Origin of the sequence: Dyadobacter sp. SG02 (genome assembly GCF_900109045.1) — a bacterium.
GTDB lineage: Bacteria > Bacteroidota > Bacteroidia > Cytophagales > Spirosomataceae > Dyadobacter.
In genome coordinates this window covers 126,072-150,761 of sequence record NZ_FNYL01000002.1, presented here as the reverse complement: position 1 = coordinate 150,761, position 24,690 = coordinate 126,072, and the positions used below count along the sequence as shown (strand labels likewise).

22 protein-coding genes and 1 pseudogene are annotated in these 24,690 nt (G+C 50.5%); 6 read left to right on the top strand and 17 right to left on the bottom strand.

From position 1 onward, the window contains the following. Positions 1–128: 128 nt before the first annotated feature. From BMW93_RS04455 to BMW93_RS04380, 16 genes and pseudogenes are all read right to left on the bottom strand, one after another. Complete coding sequence (locus BMW93_RS04455; protein WP_090374010.1) at positions 129–830, bottom strand: hypothetical protein; 702 nt, start codon at positions 828–830, stop codon at positions 129–131. Then, positions 806–1,612: an urease accessory protein UreD gene (locus BMW93_RS04450; protein ID WP_177193999.1), complete on the bottom strand. Its 807-nt coding sequence runs from the start codon at positions 1,610–1,612 to the stop codon at positions 806–808. The genes BMW93_RS04455 and BMW93_RS04450 overlap by 25 nt, the downstream gene beginning before the upstream one ends. Next, on the bottom strand, positions 1,609–2,244 hold the full coding sequence (gene ureG / locus BMW93_RS04445; RefSeq protein WP_090374008.1) for an urease accessory protein UreG: 636 nt from the start codon (positions 2,242–2,244) through the stop codon (positions 1,609–1,611). The genes BMW93_RS04450 and ureG overlap by 4 nt, the downstream gene beginning before the upstream one ends. Positions 2,245–2,246: 2 nt before the next feature. Further along, positions 2,247–2,933, bottom strand: coding sequence for an urease accessory protein UreF (locus BMW93_RS04440; RefSeq protein WP_090374007.1), 687 nt, complete (start codon positions 2,931–2,933; stop codon positions 2,247–2,249). Positions 2,934–2,940: 7 nt separating this feature from the next. Next, complete coding sequence (locus BMW93_RS04435) at positions 2,941–3,441, bottom strand: urease accessory protein UreE (protein WP_090374006.1); 501 nt, start codon at positions 3,439–3,441, stop codon at positions 2,941–2,943. A 35-nt stretch (positions 3,442–3,476) separates the two neighbouring features. After that, positions 3,477–5,213 carry an urease subunit alpha gene (gene ureC / locus BMW93_RS04430; RefSeq protein ID WP_090374005.1) on the bottom strand — a complete coding sequence of 579 codons (1,737 nt, stop codon included), beginning with the start codon at positions 5,211–5,213 and terminating at the stop codon, positions 3,477–3,479. Between the two features lie 59 nt (positions 5,214–5,272). Further along, positions 5,273–5,578: pseudogene (ureB, locus tag BMW93_RS04425) on the bottom strand (urease subunit beta); the annotation flags it as partial. An 11-nt stretch (positions 5,579–5,589) separates the two neighbouring features. Beyond that, positions 5,590–5,892, bottom strand: coding sequence for an urease subunit gamma (ureA, locus tag BMW93_RS04420; protein WP_090374003.1), 303 nt, complete (start codon positions 5,890–5,892; stop codon positions 5,590–5,592). Between the two features lie 81 nt (positions 5,893–5,973). After that, positions 5,974–6,639: a response regulator transcription factor gene (locus BMW93_RS04415; protein ID WP_090374002.1), complete on the bottom strand. Its 666-nt coding sequence runs from the start codon at positions 6,637–6,639 to the stop codon at positions 5,974–5,976. A gap of 35 nt (positions 6,640–6,674) precedes the next feature. Then, positions 6,675–8,510, bottom strand: a complete 1,836-nt coding sequence (locus BMW93_RS04410) for a PAS domain-containing protein (RefSeq protein ID WP_090374001.1) — start codon at positions 8,508–8,510, stop codon at positions 6,675–6,677. Positions 8,511–8,593: 83 nt separating this feature from the next. Continuing rightward, entirely contained in the window at positions 8,594–9,304 is a 711-nt protein-coding gene (gene urtE / locus BMW93_RS04405; RefSeq protein ID WP_177193998.1) for an urea ABC transporter ATP-binding subunit UrtE, read from the bottom strand. A 3-nt stretch (positions 9,305–9,307) separates the two neighbouring features. Further along, entirely contained in the window at positions 9,308–10,063 is a 756-nt protein-coding gene (gene urtD / locus BMW93_RS04400; RefSeq protein WP_090374000.1) for an urea ABC transporter ATP-binding protein UrtD, read from the bottom strand. A gap of 50 nt (positions 10,064–10,113) precedes the next feature. Continuing rightward, positions 10,114–11,220, bottom strand: coding sequence for an urea ABC transporter permease subunit UrtC (gene urtC, locus BMW93_RS04395; RefSeq protein WP_090373999.1), 1,107 nt, complete (start codon positions 11,218–11,220; stop codon positions 10,114–10,116). Positions 11,221–11,243: 23 nt separating this feature from the next. Beyond that, on the bottom strand, positions 11,244–12,881 hold the full coding sequence (gene urtB, locus BMW93_RS04390) for an urea ABC transporter permease subunit UrtB (RefSeq protein ID WP_218147656.1): 1,638 nt from the start codon (positions 12,879–12,881) through the stop codon (positions 11,244–11,246). Between the two features lie 47 nt (positions 12,882–12,928). After that, a complete protein-coding gene (gene urtA / locus BMW93_RS04385) occupies positions 12,929–14,233 on the bottom strand; it encodes an urea ABC transporter substrate-binding protein (protein WP_218147655.1) in 1,305 nt (434 codons plus the stop codon). A 71-nt stretch (positions 14,234–14,304) separates the two neighbouring features. Further along, on the bottom strand, positions 14,305–15,582 hold the full coding sequence (locus BMW93_RS04380; protein ID WP_090373998.1) for a hypothetical protein: 1,278 nt from the start codon (positions 15,580–15,582) through the stop codon (positions 14,305–14,307). 428 nt (positions 15,583–16,010) lie between these two features. On the opposite strand from BMW93_RS04380, the gene BMW93_RS04375 reads away from it, so the two are divergent. The 3 genes from BMW93_RS04375 (at position 16,011) to BMW93_RS04365 (ending at position 20,482) form a co-directional block, all read left to right on the top strand. Beyond that, positions 16,011–18,632: a GEVED domain-containing protein gene (locus BMW93_RS04375; protein ID WP_090373997.1), complete on the top strand. Its 2,622-nt coding sequence runs from the start codon at positions 16,011–16,013 to the stop codon at positions 18,630–18,632. A gap of 156 nt (positions 18,633–18,788) precedes the next feature. Continuing rightward, the gene (locus BMW93_RS04370; protein ID WP_143061589.1) at positions 18,789–19,349 is read left to right on the top strand and encodes a DUF4304 domain-containing protein; all 561 of its coding nucleotides are present in this window, start codon (positions 18,789–18,791) and stop codon (positions 19,347–19,349) included. Between the two features lie 344 nt (positions 19,350–19,693). Further along, a complete protein-coding gene (locus BMW93_RS04365; protein ID WP_090373995.1) occupies positions 19,694–20,482 on the top strand; it encodes an alpha/beta hydrolase-fold protein in 789 nt (262 codons plus the stop codon). A gap of 75 nt (positions 20,483–20,557) precedes the next feature. Here BMW93_RS04365 and BMW93_RS04360 read toward each other — a convergent pair whose 3' ends face one another. Beyond that, positions 20,558–21,031, bottom strand: a complete 474-nt coding sequence (locus BMW93_RS04360; protein ID WP_090373994.1) for an SRPBCC domain-containing protein — start codon at positions 21,029–21,031, stop codon at positions 20,558–20,560. A gap of 395 nt (positions 21,032–21,426) precedes the next feature. Here BMW93_RS04360 and BMW93_RS04355 point away from each other — a divergent pair, with 395 nt between their 5' ends. The 3 genes from BMW93_RS04355 (at position 21,427) to BMW93_RS04345 (ending at position 24,636) form a co-directional block, all read left to right on the top strand. Then, positions 21,427–22,833, top strand: coding sequence for a PLP-dependent aminotransferase family protein (locus tag BMW93_RS04355; RefSeq protein WP_090374486.1), 1,407 nt, complete (start codon positions 21,427–21,429; stop codon positions 22,831–22,833). An 86-nt stretch (positions 22,834–22,919) separates the two neighbouring features. Next, positions 22,920–23,237: a hypothetical protein gene (locus BMW93_RS04350; RefSeq protein ID WP_090373993.1), complete on the top strand. Its 318-nt coding sequence runs from the start codon at positions 22,920–22,922 to the stop codon at positions 23,235–23,237. A gap of 205 nt (positions 23,238–23,442) precedes the next feature. Then, positions 23,443–24,636, top strand: coding sequence for an MFS transporter (locus tag BMW93_RS04345; RefSeq protein ID WP_090373992.1), 1,194 nt, complete (start codon positions 23,443–23,445; stop codon positions 24,634–24,636). Positions 24,637–24,690 lie beyond the last annotated feature (54 nt).

The following is a 24,690-nucleotide window of genomic DNA, read 5'->3' as shown; positions in this document are numbered from 1 at the left end:
ACCAAAGGATCAATCAGATCCACAACATCGTTTTCCCGACAACGATCGGTCTGAATCAGCATCGCTGACGGAAGATTTGTAAAATCTCATAAAAGTAATCGCGGGACCACGATCTCGGAAACATTCACCTACCAGCCCAGAAACACCATTCCAGCGCCACAAATGGTGATCGTAAGCCCGCCCAGGGCATGCATATACTTTTCAAGAGAGGACAGGCGGAAAATTGAAATGCCAAAGAAACCCAGAAGAACCATGAGGAGCATCATGGCCAGCGTGCAAACCGTGTAGACGGCGATCATGGTTACCATTGTCGCCCAGGAGCTTTTCGCTGCCGGGAAATAGAGGAGCGGGATCATCGGCTCGCACGGCCCCAGCAGGAATATGATAAACATCACCCACGGCGTGACCTTATGGCGGTCGCCCGGTGCAACTGCCTGATTATGATTATGTTCATACACATACAGCTCCCCGTTGTCACTCGCATCGAAATGCTTGTGCGAATACCCGCGCCGTATTTTCCATAACCCCCATATCCCGTAAACAATCCCGAAACCGAGTAACATCCAGCCCGCAATGCCTCCCCTTACGCCTTCCAGCCATTCTATCCTGTTCAGCGACCAGCCTGCCGCAGCGCCGCCGAGACCAAGCAGTACCGAACTCCAAACATGGGCGCAGCCGCAAAGTACCGTCCAGCCAATAGTCCTGGGCAGCGACCAATTTCTGCTTCGGGACAATGCGATAAATGGAACATAATGATCGGGGCCGCTTAGGGTGTGCAGACAAGCGATGCTAATCGCCGCAGCCATTAATACCTGAAACTCGGTTTGCATAAAATATCGTCGTTTGTAATGATTTCCGATGTGATTTTGAGCGCCTGCATCATCCGTTCCGAATGGTTACCCAGCATCCTCAACGCAAACCCGTTTACCGGCAAACCGGTGATACCGAAGTCGATACCGGGGATTGCAGCCAGCATTTCCGACAAGAGCGGGATCAAGCGCGGCAAATCCAGTTGAGCATCCATGCAGATCAGCCCGCCCTGGTGTGTGAACCCTTCCAAATGCCCGATCCCGCGGGGATCGGTGCGTTGCGGTAGCAGGCGCAGATTTTCTTTTAAAATGAGTTTGCCTTCCAGGAACACCTCGGTCACCGAGCGGTAATTGGAAAACTGGAACACCTCGCCGTTCAATTTACGCCCGCAGGTGACGATCTCGCCCCATATCAACCTGCTGTTTGCAGAGAGGGATATCCGGTTATCAGCCCGGAAATCTGCACCGGCCTGGGGTACGCAGGGATGCGGCAAATAGGTGAATGAAGCCCCGGGCGCCAGGTCCACGCGCACATGCTGCTGCGCTGGCGCGGACATGCTGAACAGGCGCTGATACGATTGCGTATGCCAATGCACGGCCGCACCTTCTTCCAACCGGATGCCGATCTGGTAATGGTCCCCGGCCAGCACGCCCGGCGATGCGCTCATTTGCATTAAATGCAAGGTCGGACGCCGCCTGTCTTCGGTAACATCCGCGATTTTGAAGGGAGGTTGCCAAAAGCTCTTTTTCAGGTAGGTGCGTCCGTCGCGCAGGGCGGCCGTAATGTCCAGTGAGGCGATCATCTGACCAGCTCGGGCTCGTCGATCTCTTCCATCAATGCATACCGGCGTATCCATCCGATCACCTGGTCGAGGCCCTGGAGGGACATCAGGTTGGTGAAAACAAAAGGTGCGCCATTCCGCATCCTGCGCGCGTCACGCTCCATCACCCCCAGGTCCGCATGCACGTAAGGCGCGAGGTCTATCTTATTGATCACCAACAGATCGCTGCGGGTAATGCCCGGCCCGCCCTTCCGTGGTATCTTGTCCCCTTCGGCGACGTCGATCACAAAAATGCTCAGATCAGCCAGGTCGGGACTGAACGTGGCCGACAGGTTATCGCCACCGCTTTCGATGAAAATGATTTCCAGATCGGGAAAGCGCTCCGCCATTTCCTCCACAGCTTCCAGGTTCATGCTCGCGTCCTCGCGGATGGCCGTGTGCGGGCAACCGCCGGTCTCGACACCAATGATCCGCTCCGGCGGCAACAGGCTGTTGACGGTCAGGAACGCGGCGTCCTCTCGGGTGTAAATGTCGTTGGTAATCACCCCGACGCTATAAACCGAAGCCATGTGCCGCGTAAGCCGCTCGATGAGGGCCGTTTTACCCGAACCTACCGGCCCGGCTACGCCGATTTTAATATAGTTACGGGTCATATTTAGGACATATAAAGTCTTGAATACAAAGTTTCATGCTGAATGCACCGGATATCGAACCCGGTGCAGCAAAGTCCGAGCAGGTCGCGGTCGGGGTCCATCGTGCTTTTAACCAGCTCCGCTATCAACGGTTGTAATGAAAATAGCAGCTCCTGGCCTTCCTGCTGACCCAGCGGGACCATTTTGACGCTGTTGGTAACCATTCCCACGCTGGCATTGTAATAAAATCCCGCGAGCATATCTTTTTTAAGAATGCCCATCGCTGCGGCGCACATCCCGAACGCCAGACAATAATGTCCTGAAACGCTCTTTTTACGAATGGCTTTGGCGTACTGGTCCAATACAGGGTTTTGCAAAACAGGCTGGAAGACTTTTAATAACCTGTTGCCCAACTTCGCGCTGGCTTCGCGGATCTCCCTGGGCAGTTTAAGCGCCGTGCATTCGGTATCCAGGCCCATGCATTCGTCGATGTCGTTACTACAAACCGCGTCGTAAGCCAGCGAGGCAAATGCGGCATCGCCATAATGGATATTTTCGGTGAGCATATGCCGGATATAATCGCAGGCGCTATCCCGGCTGCGCACCATGCCCGACTGCACATAAGTTTCCAGCCCGCCCGAATGCGCATACCCGCCGATCGGCAGCGTCGGATCGCTTAATTGCAACAGGCTCAGCATACGCATTTCCATCGCTATTTCAGGAGTTGGTTAACTGCATGATTTTCGAAAACAAACTGCCGCTATTGCCCGAAGCATGCGGCGAAACGGTCGTTTTAAGTGGTTGGAGCAACTTCCGCTCCTCCCGCAGGACGGCATAGCCCTGCGCTACCAGCAAGCGGTAAAGCGGCGCTTCGAAGGGCACCAGCAATGCATCATCTTCGAAAAAAAGCGGCAGGTGCTTGTTGCCAATTTCGTAGCAAAGCGAAGCCGTTTCAAACAGGCTACCTGGTTTTACCACAATACAATCGCAAGGGAGAATCCGGGCAACAACCAGGCGCTCCGCATCGGCATACAACACATCGCCCTCCGTAATTTCCGGGGATTCGGCCAGGAATTTCATGGCTACGGCCACCCCCTGGCTCGTCTTCTTGTGCAGGATCCGTTTTCTGGTCTCGAACCATTCCAGGTCCAGCCAGTCCGGTTCTAAGCAAAAATCCTCATAATCCTCTATACGTCCGGCTTTTTCCCTGATAATCATGCTACAAATGCGTTGAGAGTCAATCGGATATTTTATCAAAAAAGAAAATAACGCTGCGCCAGCGGTACTACCGAAACCGGCTCGCAAGTGATATGCACGCCGTCTACCTTCACTTCATAGTTCTCCGGGTTCACGTCGATCTGCGGCGTCGCGTCGTTGTGGATCAGGTCTTTTTTGGAAATGCTGCGACAATTCCGGACGGGCCTTAGCAACTTTTCCAACCCGTATTGCTGCACAACACCTTCATCCAGCGAGCATTGCGAAACAAAACTGATACAGGTGCCCGTCAGCGCTTTGCCATAAGCCCCGAACATATGCCGGTATATGACAGGCTGAGGTGTGGGAATGGACGCGTTGGGATCGCCCATTCGGCTGCCGATGATCATGCCGCCCTTGATGATCATCTCCGGTTTCGCTCCGAAAAAAGCTGGTTTCCATAATACAAGATCGGCCAGCTTACCCGGCTCTATGGAACCCACATATTCGGAAATGCCGTGGGTAATGGCCGGGTTGATCGTGTATTTGGCCACATAGCGCTTGGCCCGGAAGTTGTCGTTTCCGGCTTCGTTATCCTCGGGCAGAAAACCGCGCTGTTTTTTCATCTTGTCGGCCGTCTGCCACGTTCGTGTGATCACCTCTGCCACCCGGCCCATGGCCTGGGAATCGGAGCTCATCATACTGAAAACGCCCATATCGTGCAAAATATCCTCGGCAGCGATAGTTTCGGGACGGATCCGCGAGTCGGCGAATGCAACATCCTCGGGTACCGATTTGTCCAGATGGTGGCAAACCATCAGCATATCCAGGTGCTCGTCGATGGTGTTAATGGTAAAAGGGCGCGTCGGGTTGGTGGATGACGGCAGGATGTTGGGATACATGGCCGCCTTGATGATATCGGGCGCATGGCCGCCGCCAGCACCCTCGGTATGGTAAGTATGGATCACACGCCCGCCGATGGCTTCCATGGTACTTTCGAGAAAACCGGCTTCATTGAGTGTATCAGTGTGTATTGCCACCTGAATATCCAAACGGTCGGCAACGCTTAGCGATGCGTGGATCACCGCCGGGGTTGCGCCCCAGTCTTCATGGATTTTTAAACCGATCGCTCCTGCCCTTACCTGCTCTTCGAGTGGCGCCTCGGTGGCACAATTTCCTTTGCCGGTAAATCCGAGGTTCATGGGAAAGGCCTCCGCGGCTTCCAGCATTTTACGGATATTCCACGCGCCGGGCGTCACGGTGGTTGCATTGGTGCCGTCGGCTGGCCCAGTGCCACCTCCGATCATGGTGGTAATACCGCTGAACAATGCATGGTCGATCTGCTGGGGGCAGATAAAATGAATATGTGTATCAATACCACCCGCCGTGGCGATCAGCCCTGCGCCGCCATGTACTTCGGTGGCCGCGCCGATGATCATACCGGGCGTTATGCCGTCGGTAGTGTCGGGATTGCCCGCTTTGCCCACGGCTACAATATGCCCGTCACGAATACCGATATCAGCCTTTACGATGCCCCAGTGGTCGATGATCATCACGCTGGTAATGACCATATCCAGCACGCCATCGTCGCGCACCGCCGTCCCCGACTGCGCCATGCCGTCGCGGATCGTTTTGCCACCGCCAAATTTCGATTCCTCCCCATATCCTTCCGGCCCGCCTACCGAAAGATCCCGCTCGATCTCGATGATCAGATCGGTATCGCCCAGGCGCACCCGGTCGCCCGTGGTAGGGCCGTACATATTGGCATATTTGATCCGGTTAATGAGCAGACTCATGGCAGTTCGTTTTTAAAATCCCTGTTTAATGCTTCGGCCAGCGCCGCATCCCCGGCCCCTTCCAGCGGGCCGTCTACCAGGTTATTAAACCCAAAGACCCGGCCGTTCCCCGCTAACGTTACCAGCCATACGTCTTTCTCCTCCCCCGGCTCGAAACGGACCGCCGTGCCTGCCGGAATGTTTAGCCGCATTCCGTATGCCTTCGCGCGTTCGAATGCCAGCTGTTTGTTGGCTTCAAAAAAATGGAAATGCGATCCTACCTGAACCGGCCTGTCGCCTGTATTGACGACCGTGAGCTGTTCGGTGCGGCGGCCGGGATTGGCCATAATGTCGCCTTCCGCCAGAAAATATTCACCTGGTACCATGTTGTGGCTTTTTAACGTATCGGATTGTGGACCGTCACCAGCTTGGTGCCGTCCGGAAATGTGGCTTCGATCTGAATGTCGTGGATCATCTCGGGGATGCCTTCCATGACATCCTCCCGGGCCAGAATGGTAGCGCCAAACTGCATGAGCTGCGCCACCGACTGTCCATCCCGTGCTGCTTCCTGCAACCGGCTGCTGATGAGCGCTATCGACTCCGGGTAGTTCAATTTCAACCCGCGGGCCTTTCGCTTTTCAGCCAGTTCGCCGGCCAGAAACAACATGAGCTTTTCCTGTTCTCTGGGAGATAAATGCATAGCGCTCAGAATTACTTAGGTATTATTACGTACGTAAATATAACTACCTATTCCAAGCGCTGCAAGTTTTTGAAGTATTTTTTAAACCAATAATGAAGCTGCCCGCGCATTTTCCATCGCTTCCTCGATTGTGTTGACCTGAAACTTGCGAAGGATGTTCAAACGGTGCGCTTCGATGGTGCGGATACTGATACCGAGTGTTTCGGCGATATCCTTGTTGCTTACACCCTGATGGATCATGCGGATAATCTGCTGCTCCCGCTTGGATAGCGCGATTTCGGGCGCCCCCGCCGTAGCCGGTAATTCACCCGTGGCATTGCGTTGCTCGTGGTACTTCCGCACGACCGTGTCGGTTACGTCGCCGATAAAATAGAAATGCCCGCCATGTACCGAGCGTATCGCATGCAGGAAGATCTTGTTGCTCGTATCTTTTAAAATGTAGCCGCTGGCGCCCATATCCAGCGCGGTGCTCACATAATCTGGGTTATCGAAAAGGCTAAAAAACAGCAGTTTTGCATTGGAATTAGCCTTAATGACCGATTTGCCGGTATCCAGCCCACTGATACCCTGCATGCGGATGTCCATGATGATCACATCGGCAGGAATGTGTGCAAGTGAGGTGATCGCCTCTTCACCCGAAGAAGCTTCGCCGGACACTTCCATATCGGGTTCGTTGTTGATGAGCTGTTTGAGACCGTGCCTGAATATTTCATGGTCGTCGACTAAAAAGACAGCAATTTTTTTCATGTGATCGGGTCGTTTGTCTGTTGTGACAGATTGGTTTACGCGTGTTTCCGCAAAGGAAGTTCAAGCTGAACGGTGGTACCTTTTCCGGGTTCCGAGCTGATATTCAGCGTGCCCCTCAGCAGGTCGGCGCGCTCTTTCATGCCCCGCAAGCCGTGTGCCTTTGGAAACTTCTCCCGCGAATAAATATATTGGTTATCAAAATAAAATCCTTTCCCATTGTCCTGAATGATCATATTCAGGAACTCGCTGTCGCTGTCCACGTGGATTTCGACCATCGTGGCACCCGAATGCTTGATGACATTATTCAGCGATTCCTGCAAGATCCTGAAAACCCCCACTTCCAGCTCGCGCGGCAATGCTTCGGCTTTGATGTTCTCTTCCAAATAAAAAGTGACCTGATCCGACGCTTCACGGCACATTTTGACCAGCTCCCGGATCGCCGACCGCAGCCCGAAATCTTCGAGTACGCTGGGCAACAAATCCGCGCAAATGCGTTTGGTTTCAAATATAATCGCTGCCAGCAGCTCGTTGACACGATGAATTTCCGGGTCTTTGTGCGCCATCCGGTCGTCGACCTGTTCCAGTTTCATACGCAGACTGGTCAGCATTTGCCCGATCCCGTCGTGGATTTCAGCGGCTACGCGCTCCCGTTCCTTTTCCTGCCCGGTAATGATCGACAGCGAACGGATATGCTGCTCGGTTTCCTGCCGCCGCATTTTCTCGTCGGTCAGTAACCAAAGCTCCTTTTCAGTGTTTTTGCGCTTGGTAATGTCGTTACAAACGACCAGATACTGGTACAACTCGCCCTGGTTGTTGATAATGGGCATCAAAGTCACATCCAGCCAGAAACCCGAACCGTCGGAAGCCGTGTCGTACACTTCTCCCTGCCATACTTCCGTTCGCCGCCGCGGGTCGCGGATGTGATGGTAGATAATGCTCTCATTTCCGCCCTGGTTATTGTAAAAAAGCGGCCGGTCGCGCAGCTCGGAGCTGCTGTATTTGGTCACGTGGCAGTATTTGTCGTTGGCGTAAATGATCTTCCCGTCCTCGTCTGTTTTGACCAGGTAAGTCGCTTTTTCCAATGCATAATTCGTCTCCCGGAGCTCCTTATGCGACTTTTCAATGGAAATGCTGCTTTCCTGCAATTGTTTCGCAAGTTGCTTGGAACGGTTTTCAGAATCGATGAGCCCGGTCATCGTCTGCCGGATGCGGATCGAAAGCGGGAAGAAGATCAGCGCCGCTTCCAGGAGCAGCGTAAACAGCACCACGCCGAGCAGAATGTATTCGATCTCTTTCAACGTACGTACCTTCTGCCGCCAGAAACGGTCATAGTCGAAGACGATCAGTTCCATGCCCAGCAGGTACGACTTTTCGTATTCCAGTATTTTCTTCACATAAGGTTCGATATGGAGCGAATCCCCGGCTTTGTGATTGTCCATCACAGCCACCATTTTGTTGGCAGCGGCCAGTATTTCCTGGTAAGGGTCTTTCACCATGTCGTACATCATGGCGATTTCCTTACGGTTATTGGGAGGTAGATTTAAAAAGGAATTGCCGCTGATAAGCGATACGTGCGCCTTCTGCCATTGTTTCAGGGTGTTGACAAATTCTTTTTGATTGGATTCCACGTCCCTCCCCGACTCGATGAGCAATGCGGTCTTACTTAGCGTCTGGCTGTAAGTACGTAAGCGCCCGGCGTAGTTGATAATGTGGGAATCGTCGCGCTGGGCGGTAAGATAACGCTGGATCAGGATCTGGCTAAGGATCGAGATCACCGCCACAATGAGCAATGCCGACACATACAGCCAGGTGAAGTACAGAAATGTCTTCCGTTCCTGGGTTTCGTCCTGGACAACTTGTTTTTTTAGCATGGGCTGAAACTGGAAAATCTCGTGTACCTACGCGTAAAGATACGTAGGTACACGAGCATATGCGTTATGCGAACCTGTAAAACTTACAGCGAAATGTGGTTTTGCAGCTCTTCCATGCTCATTTCCTCCGCGCTCCCCTCGGATACCACCGCGCCCCGGCTCATGAAATAGTAGTAATCCGTTACCGGGCTGGCGAAATCGATCTTTTGTTCTACCAACAATACCGAAATACCCCTTTCCCGTGCCAAAGTCTTCAAAATCTGCCCGATTTCCTGCGAAATGGATGGCTGAATGCCTTCGGTAGGTTCGTCGAGCAGCAACAGCGACGGCCTTCCCGTGAGTGCGCGGGCAATAGCGAGCTGTTGTTGCTGACCACCGCTCAGGTTGCCGCCCAGGCGATTGCGGAAGTCTTTCAGGATCGGGAACAAGGTGTAAATCTCGTCTTCTGGAATCTTTGCTTTCCGGTCGGCTACCGCTTCGAGGCCAAGTTTCAGGTTTTCATAAACCGTCAGTTTTGGAATAATTTCCCTTCCCTGCGGCACGTAGGCAATACCCATTCTCGATTTTTTGAATGCAGGCAGCTTCGTCACCGGTTCTCCATTGTATTCGATGGTCCCGTCTTTCGGCGGCACAATGCCCATAATGGTTTTCAACAAAGTGGTTTTACCCACGCCATTACGGCCCATTACCGTGGTAACTGTTCCTTTTTTCACTTCCAGCGACGTGCCCCAGAGGATCGTGCTTTGCCCGTAAGCGGATGTGAGCGAACTGACTTTCAAGATCGGTGTCCCCATTTCTCAGAAATTTTCAAGTTGAACATTGGCCCGGCCCAAATAGCTGTCAATCACCCGCTGGTCATTACGTACTTCGTCGAAAGTGCCTTCCATCAGCAGCTTCCCGCGCACGAGCACCGTCACCAGGTCGTGTGCGATTTGCTCCACAAACTTCATATCGTGCTCGATGACGATGATGGCGTGCTGCCGGGCGAGTTGCAGCAGCAGTTCACCGGTTTTCTCCGTTTCTTCGTCCGACATCCCGGCGGCCGGCTCGTCGATCAGCATCAATTTTGGGTCCTGCAAAACCACAATGGCGATTTCCAGCCATTGTTTCTGACCATGCGAGAGTTCTCCCGCAATTTTTCCCAGACATTTTTGCAAACCTACTTTTAGTGCCACTTCATGAATGCGCCCGTCGATCTCCTCGCTGGGCTTGAAGAAAAGCGAAGCGAAAATGCCCTTGTTCATCTTGAAGGCAAGCAACATATTGTCGTACACCGTGAGGCTGGGAAATACCGAAGGTTTCTGGAATTTCCGGCCAATGCCCATATCGGCGATCCGCACTTCGCTTTTGCCCAAAACCGAATGGCCGTCGAAACTGACTTCGCCTGCATCCGCTTTGGTTTTGCCGCACAGGATATCGAGGAATGTCGATTTGCCCGCACCATTAGGCCCGATAATAACCCTGAGTTCGCGGTCCAGCAAATTGAAATGGCTCAGGTTCAGCGCGTGGACGCCCCCGAAAGAGACGGATAAGTTCTTCACTGTCAATAGCATGATTATGGCAGTTTTGTGATTTGAAATAACAGATAACCAGCAATGCAGCGTTACGACTGCACTACTTCCTGCCCTGCGGGCTGAGCCTTTGGCCTACGCTTTCCGCCCAGTTTGGCCATAACCGTTTCGAGCATTCCCCACAGTCCTTTATCAAAATACAATACCGTGGTAATGAACAGGAAACCGAGGATAAACAACCAGGAGTCGGGAAAGAGGCTGGTACAAATGCTGTACAGGAAATTGACGATCAACGAACCTAGAATAGCCCCTTTCAATTTCCCCCTGCCGCCTATCGCCACCCACATCACCATTTCAACCGATGCCCTTACATCCATTCTTCCGGGCGTAATAATGCCCGTCTGGGGCGCGTAGAGCATTCCGGCAATGGCCGCTAGCAATGCCGCTACGATGAATATGGCCAATTTGTAATGCATGACGCGATAGGCCGTGTAACTCGTCCGGGATTCGCTGTCGCGGATGGCTTGCAGTACTTTGCCAAACTTGGAGTCGACGAGCTTCGTGCTTAACCAGAGTGCTATTCCCAGCGTGACGAGCGAAAGCAGGTAGAGGCCCAGCTTCACACCCGGTACGGAAAGGCTGAGCCCGAGCAGTGTTTTAAAATCCGTGAGGCCATTGGTGCCGCCGAGCATGGTTTCGTTGCGGAGGAAAATGAGCCACATCGCCAATGCCAGTGCCTGGGTGATAATGGCCATATAAACACCCCGGATACGGCTTCGGAAAATAAAATACCCGAAAACCAATGCAAATGCGGCCGGAATGAGCAATCCCAGCACGACCGCGAGCCCAAAAGACTGGAATGGCACCCAGAAAAACGGGAGCGATTCCACCTGGTTCCAGGCCATGAAATCCGGCATCGGAATGCCGTTACTACCCGAGGCTGTCGCCCCTTTGAGAACAACGTGCATGGCTACGCTGTATCCGCCCAGACAAAAGAAAAAAGCCTGGCACATGGAAAGAATGCCGGTATACCCCCAGATGAGGTCTACGCCCAGCCCGACGATGGCAAAGCAGAAGTAGCGGCCCCAGAGCGAGATGGTGTTGCCGGATACGAAACCCAGCACATTTCCCAGCGGCAAAATGATCAGGAACAATGCAATGCAGCATGCGTACAACCCGAAATCCTTTTTATTTCCCATAATCGAAGTGAGATAAGATTGGTTTAATCCTCGGCAACACGCCCCTTGTCGGGAAAGAGCCCGCGAGGTTTGAATTGCAGGAAGATCACGATCAGCGCCAGAATGAGCACTTTTCCATAAACGGCTTCGTAAAACGATTCCAGGACTTTGGTCAGGAAGCCGATTCCCAGTCCGGAAACAATGGCCCCGGCGATCTTCCCGACACCGCCCGTCACCACCACCAGGAACGAGTCGACGATGTAGGTCTGGCCCATATCGGGCACCACGTTACCGATCAGCGTCATTGCACAACCGGCCAGGCCAGCCAGCCCCGACCCTAAAAAGAATGTGATCGCATCCACCCGGCGCGTCTCCACGCCCAGGCACGCGCTCATCGTGCGGTTCTGGGTTACCGCACGGATGCGGATGCCCAGGCGGCTGCGGTAGAGCATCAGGTAGGTAAGCGAGACGACCACGATCGTTAATCCAATGATAAATAACCGGTTAAATGGCAATACCAAATGCGGCATCAGCTGCCAGCCACCCGCCAGGAATGCGGGCGCTTTCACGGCGGTAAGGTCTCCGAAAATACTTCTGGCGGATTGTACCATAATGAGGCTTACACCCCAGGTTGCCAGCAGACTTTCCAGCGGCCTGGCGTACAAATGCCTGATAACAAGCCTTTCAAGCACCAACCCGAACACCCCTGCCACCACAAATGACGCTGGTAACGATACCCAGAAGTATAAGTCGGACTTCATCCCGAGCATGTCGATGAAAAGCGATTGCATACAAAAGGTCGTGTAAGCGCCGATCATCAGAAATTCGCCGTGCGCCATATTGATGATCCCCGCCAGCCCGTACACAATCGCCAGGCCGAGTGCAATGAGGATCAGTATGCTACCCAGGCTGATCCCGCTGAACAGGTTTTGCGCCTTTTCGATACGGCTTTGCAGGCTTTCAAGCTCCTTCACTTTCCCAGCTGCATAGGCCCTTGCGGGCACGACTTTTCCATTTTTCTGGTATTCACTCAGGATAAGCTCTACGTTTTCACCCCAGTTGCTGTCGAGGCTATCGATATAGGCTTTGGCCTGATGCCCGGAAGTAGTTTCGTTCAGTTTCATCTGAAAAAACACCTCCCTGCCTGCCGTGCGCGCGCCGGGGTCCGTTTCCTGCCGCAATGCTTTTTCGAGCAATGCGATCCTGTCCGGATCCGGCGCGTTCACAAGCTGACCGTACGCCATGATCCGCTTTTGGGGATCAGGGCTGGTCAGGTTCAGATACGGCAAAACAACGTTGAGTAATAGTCTTTCGGATCGGCTGATCTCTACTTTTTGCAGTTGATCGGCTGACAGCTTCGTGGCTGCCTGCTGGGTTTGGGGATAGAGGTAAAAGACCGTAAAAACCTCTTTTCCGCCGGAAGTCTCCGCCTCGCCCGTGGTTACGGGTTTGCCGCCCAGCATATAAAGTTTCTTATCATTGATCGCCGCGAGCAGCGGGAAAGTTGCCGGGTCCTTTTGCGCCGCCAGATACCGGAGCGCCTGGCTCCGGGCCGTGTCGTTTGGCGGGTTCAGGACAGCTGCAATTTGAATGGAAATGCTGTCTGCCTGCTGTGCAATCGCCCCGCGGCCCATTCCTATGGCCAAAAGGATCACCAGCCACACCTTTTGAATGCAGTTCATAACCAGGAAGTTAAATGCGGCCGCGATGGCCGCGTTGAAACGGATGCCTATTTGCTTGCGACCGTGTACGTTCCGCCGTGCGCCACGTGGTCGCAGTCTTTGTCGGGGGAAGTCAGTTTGGACCAGGGCTCAGGATTCACCAGGCCCGTGGATTGCCAGATAATGTCGAATTGTCCGTCGGGCTTGATCTCGCCGATCATCACAGGCTTGGCCAGATGGTGGTTTTTCATGTCCATTTTCACCAAGCCATCCGGCGAATCGAATTCCAGGCCGTACAATGCGGGGCGCACTTTGGAAACTTCGAATGAACCGGCTTTTTCGGCTGCCTTCGCCCACAGGTACACGCCCGTGTAAGCCCAGCAGATCGGATCGTCGGTTACCCGTTTGTCACCGCCCGGGAGGTTGTTTTTCTTGCAGAATGCGCGGAAATCTTCGACAAACTTCTTGTTTTCAGCCGACTCTTTGGACTGGAAATAATTCCACGCCGCCAGGTGGCCGACCAGAAATTCGGTATCCGTTGCGCGCAGTTCGTCTTCCGCTACGGAAAATGCCATGATCGGGCAGGTAGCAGCCGAAAGTCCCTGATTTGCAAACTCTTTATAGAACGGCACGTTCGAATCGCCATTGATCGTCGATAACACGCAAGCCTTGCCGCCTGCCGCGAATTGTTTCACTTTGGAAACGATCGTCTGGTAATCCTGGTGGTGAAATGGCGTGTATTCTTCCACTATATTCTCCTTGGGAACACCTTTCGAAAGCAAAAACGCTTTCAGGATCTTGTTGGCTGTTCTTGGAAAAACATAGTCGGTACCCAGCAGATAAAACTTCTTATAGCCACCACCGTCTTCGCTCATCATGTATTCGGCGGCGGGTATCAGCTGCTGGTTGGGCGTAGCGCCCGTGTAGATCACGCTGGTGGAGCATTCTTCGCCCTCGTATTGAACGGGATAGAAAAGCAAGCCGTTGTTTTCCTCAAAAACAGGCAATACCGATTTGCGGGAAACGGAAGTCCAGCAACCGAAAACCGCGGACACCTTCTTATCCAGCAATAATTCCTTCGATTTTTCAGCAAAAAGGTCCCAGTCGGATGCCGGGTCTACGATGACGGGCTCGATCTGTTTGCCCAGTACGCCACCTTTTGCATTGATCTCGTCGATCGCCATCTGCACGACATCTTTCAGCGAAACTTCGGAGATCGCCATCGTTCCGCTCAGCGAATGCAGGATACCGACCTTCACGGTCTCTTTTTTACTTTCTTCGTTCCCTTTTGAGCCCGAACCGCCGCAAGCCGCCAGTGCAAGCACCAGCACAACCATCCATACTACCCGGTAAGACATTTTGAATGTTTTCATCGGTAAATTTTAATAGTGATATGAGTGAAAATTAAGATCAACAGAAACACTCCGGACCGCGCCGGAACGGATCAAAATAGGAAAAACTGCACTTGCAACCAAACCTGGCCGTACGTCTTCGAGCTGTATGCGCCGCCCGCATCGGCCACATTGTGCTTACGCGCTACGTAGGAAAGACGAAGATTGGTGGCGCTTCCATTAAAGAAGTAGTTCAACCCGCCGCCATAAACGCTGCTTGATTTAGCCTTATCGAAATTATCGATCAGCTCCGAGCCGACCTGTTCTTTGCTGGCAGAGATATTCTGGTTTTCGTAGCGCACCCACGGCTGAATACGCGATTTTTTGAAATAGTAACCGAGTTCGAGGAACTGTACGGTTTGTTTGGGGATCTGGCGTGCGAACGAATATTTCGAGTTGACATTCGTCCCGCCCGTCATGTATTGAAATGCCGCATTCAGGGTCACAGAACCTGCCTCACCCGCTTTTTTGTCAATGAAAAGGTCGGTTCCGACATTGTAATAAGAACCCTGCGTATCGAAGCCCGCGCCCCAGGCAATAGTGTTACCGGCGCCGAGTTTGGTACCGGCATAGTAATAATCTTTTTCAGGATCGAGGAAGTTGTAAGCAACGCGGCCCACTATACGTAACGGTGCCTGGCCATCCAGGTTTCTTCCGGTGAACAAACCCAACCGGTATTCCAGCTTGTCCTTCAAGAGAAACCCACGTGCATTCACACCCAGGTCGCGACCGAAATTCCCTTGCAAAGGGCTGTTGGCAAACAGGTTATAGGGATATTGAAAATACGTAAAATCATTGGCCATTAACCCTGCCGCACCTTGCAGGCCGTTCCGGTTGCTTGAAACGAGCTGCATACCTGCAATGAGCTGGAATGCATTGGAAAAAGCGTATTCGTATTGGCAGTCGAGCAGGATTGGCGCCACTTTTACATTCTTGGTGCTATCGCCCAGCTGGATGCCGATCGGCGAAGGAAGATCCGTTTCCATAAAAAAGCTACCCTTCCTGGAAAGCTGCCCGCCCACCAGCACCCGTGCCCTGTAAAGCGAAAACCCTTTGTTCCAGTCACTTGCCTTGTCGGTCACATTCCCACCAAAGCCCGATTGCTCCGCGGATGCAAACATATGCACGATCGCGCCTACGTGAATGGACGGTTTGAAGTCGTCCTCTGCCGTCAACACCGAATCCTTCGGTGCCAGGTAGCCGGGAAGCTCACGCAGCACACGCACTTTCCGGGCTACCTTTCGATCCCTCGCACCCGGACCGTCGTCGGCCAGCGAGATGCCCTGGCAAAGCATCAGCAGCAAACCTGCATTTAGGAAAAGTCTTTTCATGATGGTCGTTGGTTATTTACGTAAGTAAGATGATTCAAAAATAGAAACAAATTACGTACGTACAAACAACTGGTCGATTTTCATGAAAAGTTTACAATTATCCTTAATATAGGAATAAATTACTTCAAAACAGAACCTTGCAGATTAGATGAAGCCTAAATCTTGATGCCTACCAGACCACCCTTTAACTACCTAAGTAATACCTAAGGTGGTTAACGGGCTTTGTGGCCCAATTGCGCAATGTCCTTACAGTAGCAGCAAAGCCATTTGTAGAAATATATCTAATTGAAGCATCACTGCCACGTACAACATCCTGAGGATGTGAAACTTAATTTTGACCAATCACTCGACAAACTAACCCGCACTAGTTAGCCGATTCACATTCCCTTGTGCAGAAAATATTCTTCAAACATTCAATCTTTTTAAAAATGCGAAAACTTTTACCAAATCACATTCTTGCATGCTTGCTTACCCTTTGCGGTTTCTTCGCAGCAGGACCGGTTCTCGCACAATTCGAGAACCACATCTGGTATTTTGGAAATTCAAAAGCTGGATTAAGCTTCAATACTGTAACAAAGGTCCCCACGGCTTTGAACAACAAGTACACGCCTTTTGGCGCCGAAGGCTGTTTTGTAGCAACTAACCCAAATACCGGAGAGCTGCTATTTTACACCTCGGGAAATACGATCATCAATAAGAACCATGTGCCAATGCAAAATGGGAACCTTGTATTTCCAGCCCCTGCACCGATTGTCCAGCCAAACGATGGGCCATTCAACACATCGGTCAATGGCGCGCAGAGTGTTGCCGTCATCGAAAAACCAAATGCTGTGGCCAACGGTGAATGCGGCACGTATTTCTACTTTATCAATGATGCCAACGAATTCGGGTCTTCGGGAAAGCCAGGGTCAATTTATGTGGGGCAGATTGATATGAATGCCAACGGAGGGCTGGGCGCGGTCACGCAGCAGCCCGTTCGTGTATTTTCCAACCGATTCACTGAATCGATGTACGTAGTGGCCCGGCCCGATAATCAGGGGGCATGGATGATTCTCAATAGTGTAATCTCTAACAGTATCGAGGTCTATTCGATTTCCGCCGCAGGGGCGATTTCCCCCACCCCTGTGTCGGTATACGCAATCCCCGGCGAAAATTGGGCAGCAACCTGGGGCACCCAGAATGCTGCAAAATACAGGCAGTTGATCGGGTCAATGGCCTATCATCCCAAAACCGGCAAATTCGCTATGGCACAAAGTTACGGCGATTACTACCAGTTATATGTTGCCGATTTCAATGCTTCGACGGGCATACTATCCAATGTAAGCTTGAAAGAAAACTTTGGGGCACCAAACATCTATACCGCTTACGGATTAGAGTTTTCGCCTAGTGGCAAATGGCTTTACAACTCGATAGCATCGAATACGGTGGGAGCTGGTGCAATCAGGGCATTCAACATGCTTACCAACACTGATCTGGGAAATATCAATACGGCAGGCGGGTATTCCGGCTTACTTTATAATGGTTTAAAGGCTGGGCCAGATGGACGTTTATGGGTTAACGTTAACAACTATGGAACAGATAATGCCAATCGCGTCTTACGCTCTAATTTTAATATCGAAAACCCGGTGCTTGGCAACAATTTCAACTCCTTTCCACTGCCGGTCAACTCGTTCAGTTATCGGTTTCCCGACTTTTTGTCGCTACCGCAGTCCCCTGATGCCATAGATGACGTCGCATCATCGATGATTAACTGTCAACAGCAGACAACCAGTACCCAGGTTCTTTCAAATGATATCAGCAATGGGGCCGGTAATTTGTACGTGGAAAGGCTTGTCAGAACACCAGAGCACGGAACTGCCCAGGTAGTAGGAGGCGCCATAGAATACACATTGACCGATCTGAATTTTGCAGGCACCGATACCATAACTTACCTTGTCAGAAGCGACGCAAGTTGCCTTGCCGCAGGCTCGATCGGCACGCTGGTGATTCCTGTCACTCAATGCCCACGCGATTACGGCGACGCGCCTGATTCCTACCAAACCTCTATCTCGGCCAATGGCGCGAGCCATAATGTAGTCCCAGACTTGAATTTGGGAACAAACGCTCCCGACATTGACGCAGACGGTGTCCCCGATACAAATGCGAATGGCGATAATAATAGTGGCTCCGACGATGAAGACGGCGTACCCCTGTTTCCTGAGATATTGGGTGGCAATACTGCCGAAATTACCAATTACACAGTTGAAGTGTCAGTAAACAATACGCTGGCCGCCACAGCGAATCTTTGCGGCTGGATCGACTGGAATAGTAACGGAACTTTCGATTCAGGCGAAGGAAGTTGTTCCACAGCCGGGCCAGGGGCAAAGACAATAACACTAACCTGGCCGTCGGCGACACTTTCGGGCGGCGTCGGTACTCAAGGTGTATTTGCCAGGTTCAGGATTACTACGGATGCATTAACATCGTCTAATGCGTCTGGTGTCGCATCGAATGGTGAAGTTGAAGACTACTTTATCAGATTCCGGACGCCGCTACCCGTAAAACTGATAGGTTTTGATGCGGCCAGGCACGAGAACACCGCATTACTCAGATGGAAGACGACGGAAGAATTGGCAAGCGACCGGTTTGAAATAGAGCGCAGCGCCAATGGAAACAAGTGGACTAAAATCGGAACGGTTGCATCACATGGCACTACCACCGAGACGCAACAATATTCCTTTACCGATATGGCCCCTTTGGAAGGCCAAAACCTTTACCGCCTCAAAATGCTCGATCTGGACCGGACATTTGCGTTTAGTAAAATCGTTTATGTACAATTCGATCACAATCAATTCGCTTATCCCAATCCGGCAACCGAAAAGCTGGAAATCAGCGGTTCGGCGAAAGTTCAAAGCATAAAGATCACAGACGTTAACGGCCGCGTTGTTCTGGTAAAATTATCTGAACCCGACACGCCAATTGACATTAGCAAGTTGCAGGCGGGAATTTATATTGTGCAAATACATTATACAACTGGCTCGGTAAGGTCCCAGAAAATAGTAAAGAAGTAATGATTATTAACATCGTCGGCACCTTTTCAATTTGGAAGGGTGCCGTTTTTTTTGTTTGCGACAGATTGCAAATCAAAGAGAAGGAGATCCGGTTGCTTTAAGTATATTACATCAAAATATTTGCGTACCATTCATTCGAGACTGAGCATTGACAAAATGACCGCTAAAGAGAAGCAGATACAGTTTATAAAAACCTTCTTAAAGCCCACTTTAAAGAGCTTTAACTATCAGACTAGCGGGCAGACCTGGTGGCAAGATAAGGGAGATTTTTTTACACTAATTAACCTTCAAAACTTCTCCTGGAACAATAAGGATAGCGTCGACTTCTGTTTTAACATTGGGATAGTATTGAAAGTCACAATGAAGGATTTAGGAAACAAAAGTCCGACATATCATAACCTAACAGTTTATCTAAGAGAGGGTTATTACTTGCCCCCCAACAGGTCAGTGCATGAATTTAGGAACAAAACAGGTTATAGGGTAAACGGCCAGACAGATTTTAATGCCTTTATGAATGAGCTTAGAATAGATTTTATTGATCATATATTACCAGCATTGGAAGAATTAAATTCTATTCAAAGTTGTGTTGACAACTTTGGTGACGTGCCATTTTGGGGGGAACACTTGAAAAAAGTGCTTACGCTACCCGAATTGAATTTACACGATAGAACTCAGACCACCGATCTCACCAAACCCAATCAATTTGCTAAGGGTTAACGGTTGACAGCACAACCATGCTTCCGTATGTCGACATCGCAGATTAACAGTTCACCTATCAAATGCTTTGATGGACAGGGAAAATCTGTCACACATTTCCCAGGCTATCTGAGACTCAAAATCCCATGGCTTCTAATTAGCAAAATTTGGACTCATATTGAGCTACTTTACTTTTTCGACAACGATTGATCTGGTCAATAATTATGTGCTACTCATATGCCGTAGTAAGGCAGTCGTCAATCTTATTTTAAAAAATCTCTGGTGTTCCTAACTTCGCAGGAAACATTAACTGTGTCCTGTTACGCGCATTCACCACGTTCAAAAAGCATTTCTAAATATTTCAAATGAAAAACTTCGTATCGCTAATTACGCTATTGATTTGTGTTCATTTCGCACATGCGCAGGATTTCAGTGCCTATAAAAAAGCGCTTTTTATTCAAGGTAAAGACACGTTGCGTTACAGAGTATTATATCCGGAAAGTTATGATCCCGGAAAGTCATACCCTTTGGTAGTGTTCCTGCATGGTGCGGGCGCAAGAGGAAATGATAATGAACGTCAATTCATCGATGGCGGAAGTTTGTTTTTAGATGATTCAGTCCGGAAAAAATTCCCTGCTCTGGTAGTTTTGCCGCAATGTCCTGCGGACAGTATGTGGTTTAAAATCCCGCCGGGGCCGCCCTACGATACTACGGCAGCATTTAACCATAGAATGAACACCCTGGCACTTTCAACACCAGAACTGATGGTCAAACTTTTAATGGATAGTTTAGCTGAACATAAAATTGCAGACAGAAAAAGAATTTATTTGGGCGGCACTTCGCTTGGCGCTTTTGGTACTTACGATTTGATAATTCATTATCCAGATTATTTCGCCGCTGCCTTCCCGATATGCGGACAGGCTAACGTAGAATTATATCCTAAAATAGCAGTCAATGTTCCGCTGTGGATTTTTCACGGTGAAATTGATGATGTAATCAATCCATGGCCCGATAGAAGCCTGATTAAAGCGTTACGGCAGAGCGGTGCAAAAAATGCAAAATACACGGAATACCCGGGCTTAAAACATAATATTACGGGGAATGTATTTGCTGAGCCGGATTTGCTCCCATGGTTATTTTCATTTGAAAAATAAGGTTTAGTTCTAGGCCCACACCGGAGCGCTAGATTATAAAGAAGCCTGCCCTGTTCGGAGCGGCAGCCCGGCATGTTAGTCTTCCAGATATTGCGCCAGGTTTTCCAAGGTTGAGTTAATGCCTTCAAGATGGTCCTTAGGGCTAATTCCTTTCGGTACATTCTCGGCAGTGATCGTCACCAGTGTAGCTTCACCCATGTTTGCGAGCTCGTAAGTCATGCTCATCGTGCCGGCAAAATCAGGGTTTTCAGAGACAAATTCCACCGACTGAGATACCTGCCGACCCGGCAGCAGCTTTAAGAATTCCCCTTGCGTGATATCGGAACCGTCAGAGGATTTTGCAAATTTCTCTTTGTCTTCGGGCCTGTTATAGCTCAGTGTGATCTGGTATCTGCCACCTTCCCAAGGCTCAAATTGATTGATTCGGGCTTGCATACCCTTGGGCGCAAGCCAGCTGGCGAGGGCATTCGGATCGATAATGGCCTGGTAGATTTCATCGACAGACGCGTTGATGATCTTTGAAGCAACATCTTTTCTCTCTGTTTCCATATCAAGTGCAGATTACCGCCTGAAAGCATTTATCAAAAGTAGCAAACGCCGTAGGTTCTCATGCGGGTGAATCCGGCCATTTAAAAGGGGCATCCGCGACGAAATCGGTGGCGAATATGTAGCCCACGCCAGTGAGACACTTCCATACTTTCCTTCTATTTAGCGTTATGCTTGTCTTTTGTATTGCTGCTTGTGCAGATAGTCGGAAGGACGTATCTCCCGAAAAATCCGAAAATCAATCGTGCCCTGGCGGCGAGATGGTTTAAAAGCCAGAAATCAAAAGGAAGCAGTATGCTACAACGCGAATGAACAGCGGTTTGCGACAATGTCCGGATCGTTAATGCAAAACTAAAATTTCCAATATGAGGTATATATTTGGTAAAGCAGCAGTTCAGATGAAATCCTATAAATTCGAGGCTTTTGCCACTCAATTTGAAACCAACATCAGGGAAGGCATTTTTAAGCCCGGGCAGAAATTGCCGTCAGTCCGCACGTTAAAGCAAGAGTACCAAACAAGCATCAGTACTATACAAAATGGTTACGAATACCTGATTCTACGCGGACTGGTGCAAAGCGTGCCCAAATCGGGTTACTATGTGACCAGCAGGGTAGATATCGAACCCGAGAGGCCAAACGTAAAGCTCCACCCAGTCGTAAGAGATCCGATCTTTAAGCATCACCTTGAGCTTACGACGTCCAGGAAAGCAGGTCCTAAGGTTTCAGAATTCAACGTCACCGCCCCGGGGGACTGGATGATTCCACAAAAATTGCTGCTCCGCACAATGCAGCACACGATCCGGGAGCAAGGGGCAGCTTTGCTGCGATATTTCCCCCCAAATGGATCAGTGGAGCTGCGAACAAACATTATCCAACGAGCCTCAAGATATAATACTGTTATCGGACTTGACGAGTTGCTGATCTCCGACGGCGCATTGCAGGCACTCTACATCGCACTTGCATCCGTATGCCAGGCCGGGGATATTATTGCCGTAGAGAGCCCATGTGTATTTTCGGTACTGGAGGTTATCAGGGTGCTTCGTTTGAAAGTCATTGAAATCCCTGTTGACCGGCAATCCGGGTTTGATGTCGACTTTCTGCAAAAGGCCTGCCGAAACAATCCTGTCAAGGCAGTAGTTCTTACCCCTAATTTCCACAATCCGACAGGTTTGCTGTTAAAGGACGACCAAAAACAAGCATTGCTATCGGTTGCGCAGAGGTTTAATGTAGCAGTTATTGAGAACGATATCTATGGCGAACTGTATTTTCAGGGACCAAGACCTGCCACAATCCGCAGTTTTGACGAGAGTGGTATTGTGATGACCTATTCTTCCTTCGCCAAAACCCTCGCCCCTGGAATTCGACTAGGCTGGCTCGCCGCCGGAAAGTTCATGCAACGTGCAGAGCAGATCAAGTTTGCATTGGGCAGCACAGTCTCACCGCTGTATCAAATGACTGTTAACCAGCTATTAACCGGCAATTCTTACGAGCGGCATCTTCGTACGTTTCGAATGCAACTGGCCAGAAATGCATATCAAGCCATTCAGTTACTCTCTGAAAACTTCCCGAAAGAAGCTTTCGTAATCACACCCTCCGGTGGCTATAATTGCTGGGTCAAAATGCCCGAATACACGGAAATGGAGCGATTTTACAATCAGTGTGAACAAATCGGCGTACGGTTTACGCCGGGCTATACCTTCTCATTTTCAGGGACTTTTGACAAGTATTTCCGGATGGTTTTTGCCGATAAATTTTCAGAAGCAAGAGTTGCCGCCATACGACTGGCAGGTCAAACCTCAAAGTGAAAACTGTACTGGTTATTTTGTCAAAATCTGTATGATGTATGCCTGATAAGGACCCCATAAATTTGCCCTGAAACAATTAGTGGGAAATGAATATCATCACAAAATTCACAATAGCTACGGATCAGGGCGTAGAAATCTTATTAAAGCTCACGCGCGAGCTAACCCTGGAAAAATACGTCTCCTTTTTGAAGCGTCCTGTTTTGGACCGTTACATAGCCGAGAATTTCAATAGGCAGACGCTGATTGCTGAAATCAACAGCATGTCTAACCAATGGCTGGTCGTGTATGCGGACAACGTGCCCGCCGGATACGCCTGTATTACCACCCGCGGTCTGAAACCGCAGCAGCTGGATGGGAAGCGTGCCGTCCGGATCGCAGATTTTGGCATACTCAGCAAATTTTAGGATCCGGCTATCCGGCAGTCCCTGTTGGAAAAGTGTTTGACAGTCGTTGGACTCCATGATGAAGTTAAGGTCTGGGTGAACGAACATATCGAAAGTCCACTGATCGAGCTTTTTGAAAATAAGGGATTTACCAGACAGCAGGGTGTATTTGAGCTGGATGGGTTGCCGCTGGTGTCGCTTTGTCTGATCTTATAAACTTTCGGTCATGACAGAGCTCCGAATTGGCTACCGGAAAACCGGGAAGGCCTACATGCTACCAGTATATATTATTTCGCTGGCAACCTTTATAATATTTTTTCAGGGGTTCATGGTAGCCCCAATGCTTCCGGCACTAGCCGAATATTTTGGTACCACCGCCAGGCACGTTAGTTTTATCGAACCGTCCTATTTGCTCGGATACGGCCTTTTTACGCTGTTTTATGCACCCCTAAGTGACCGTATCGGAAGATTCAGGGTAATCGGCTTGTCGCTGTTCCTATTTTCGGTATTGACCACCATAACCGCTCTCACAGGAACCATCAACCAGATGATTTTTCTGCGATTGCTGACCGGGATCGGCGCAGCCGGGGTAGCACCCACAACCATTAGCTGGATTAGCGATCGCTATCCGTACGAGCAACGTGGACATGCGCTCGGTATCTTCTTTGGTGCCATGGCAGGTGGCACAGCTTTCGGGTCCAGCCTGGGTGCATTGCTTTGCTCTCAGGTTGGCTGGCGATACCTGTTTTTGTGTGTAGCTGTGGCCGGCTTTGCCATTATGGTTGTTATCATGATGTGCAAAAATTGGCTGTTCGGCGACAATCTCGCAGGCTCTGCTATCAAAAGGAATATTTGGTCGTCTTTCGGTGAAATCCTTGCATTGCACCGCGCCCGCAGAACGTATTTCTTTGTGCTGATAAATGCAATGTTCCACAGCGGGATCTTCGCCTGGCTCGGCTATTATTTCTACGAAAATTTCGGACTAAACGAAATGGAAATAGGGCTCGCACTCCTGGGCTATGGCATACCAGGCCTCGTATTGGGCCCCTTGATAGGAAAATTGGCGGACCGTTTGGGCAGGAGTAAAATTATCCCGTCCGGCATCCTGATCAGCTCACTTACTGTTTTGATTCTAAGCCAGAATCCCGGATTGACAATCTCATGCGTTCTGATAGGCTTTCTTTCGCTTGGCTTCGAACTTTCCCATCCGCTTTTTGCCGCCATAATCACAACTTTCAGCGCCAATAAGGGAGCCGCGACCGGGCTCTTTGCGTTTTTCTTGTTCACAGGATACGGACTTGGCAGTCTGCTGCTAAGCTTGATTGTCGGCATCGGGCTACCACTCGCGTTCGAAATCTACGGCATTTGCGCATTGCTCACTGCAATCCTGGCAATTCCGGGCTTCCGACATGAACGATAGCCGGCCCCAGCTGTAATTCTTCCGCCGCAGGATGAATATGACGAAATAGAATGT

Excerpts from the sequence above, each read along its gene's own strand:
- BMW93_RS04455 (WP_090374010.1), bottom strand. The coding sequence starts at position 830 with ATGCAAACCGAGTTTCAGGTATTAATGGCTGCGGCGATTAGCATCGCT.
- BMW93_RS04450 (WP_177193999.1), bottom strand. The coding sequence starts at position 1,612 with ATGATCGCCTCACTGGACATTACGGCCGCCCTGCGCGACGGACGCACC.
- ureG (WP_090374008.1), bottom strand. The coding sequence starts at position 2,244 with ATGACCCGTAACTATATTAAAATCGGCGTAGCCGGGCCGGTAGGTTCG.
- BMW93_RS04440 (WP_090374007.1), bottom strand. The coding sequence starts at position 2,933 with ATGGAAATGCGTATGCTGAGCCTGTTGCAATTAAGCGATCCGACGCTG.
- BMW93_RS04435 (WP_090374006.1), bottom strand. The coding sequence starts at position 3,441 with ATGATTATCAGGGAAAAAGCCGGACGTATAGAGGATTATGAGGATTTT.
- ureC (WP_090374005.1), bottom strand. The coding sequence starts at position 5,213 with ATGAGTCTGCTCATTAACCGGATCAAATATGCCAATATGTACGGCCCT.
- ureA (WP_090374003.1), bottom strand. The coding sequence starts at position 5,892 with ATGCATTTATCTCCCAGAGAACAGGAAAAGCTCATGTTGTTTCTGGCC.
- BMW93_RS04415 (WP_090374002.1), bottom strand. The coding sequence starts at position 6,639 with ATGAAAAAAATTGCTGTCTTTTTAGTCGACGACCATGAAATATTCAGG.
- BMW93_RS04410 (WP_090374001.1), bottom strand. The coding sequence starts at position 8,510 with ATGCTAAAAAAACAAGTTGTCCAGGACGAAACCCAGGAACGGAAGACA.
- urtE (WP_177193998.1), bottom strand. The coding sequence starts at position 9,304 with ATGGGGACACCGATCTTGAAAGTCAGTTCGCTCACATCCGCTTACGGG.
- urtD (WP_090374000.1), bottom strand. The coding sequence starts at position 10,063 with ATGCTATTGACAGTGAAGAACTTATCCGTCTCTTTCGGGGGCGTCCAC.
- urtC (WP_090373999.1), bottom strand. The coding sequence starts at position 11,220 with ATGGGAAATAAAAAGGATTTCGGGTTGTACGCATGCTGCATTGCATTG.
- urtB (WP_218147656.1), bottom strand. The coding sequence starts at position 12,881 with ATGAACTGCATTCAAAAGGTGTGGCTGGTGATCCTTTTGGCCATAGGA.
- urtA (WP_218147655.1), bottom strand. The coding sequence starts at position 14,233 with ATGAAAACATTCAAAATGTCTTACCGGGTAGTATGGATGGTTGTGCTG.
- BMW93_RS04380 (WP_090373998.1), bottom strand. The coding sequence starts at position 15,582 with ATGAAAAGACTTTTCCTAAATGCAGGTTTGCTGCTGATGCTTTGCCAG.
- BMW93_RS04375 (WP_090373997.1), top strand. The coding sequence starts at position 16,011 with ATGCGAAAACTTTTACCAAATCACATTCTTGCATGCTTGCTTACCCTT.
- BMW93_RS04370 (WP_143061589.1), top strand. The coding sequence starts at position 18,789 with ATGACCGCTAAAGAGAAGCAGATACAGTTTATAAAAACCTTCTTAAAG.
- BMW93_RS04365 (WP_090373995.1), top strand. The coding sequence starts at position 19,694 with ATGAAAAACTTCGTATCGCTAATTACGCTATTGATTTGTGTTCATTTC.
- BMW93_RS04360 (WP_090373994.1), bottom strand. The coding sequence starts at position 21,031 with ATGGAAACAGAGAGAAAAGATGTTGCTTCAAAGATCATCAACGCGTCT.
- BMW93_RS04355 (WP_090374486.1), top strand. The coding sequence starts at position 21,427 with ATGAAATCCTATAAATTCGAGGCTTTTGCCACTCAATTTGAAACCAAC.
- BMW93_RS04350 (WP_090373993.1), top strand. The coding sequence starts at position 22,920 with ATGAATATCATCACAAAATTCACAATAGCTACGGATCAGGGCGTAGAA.
- BMW93_RS04345 (WP_090373992.1), top strand. The coding sequence starts at position 23,443 with ATGACAGAGCTCCGAATTGGCTACCGGAAAACCGGGAAGGCCTACATG.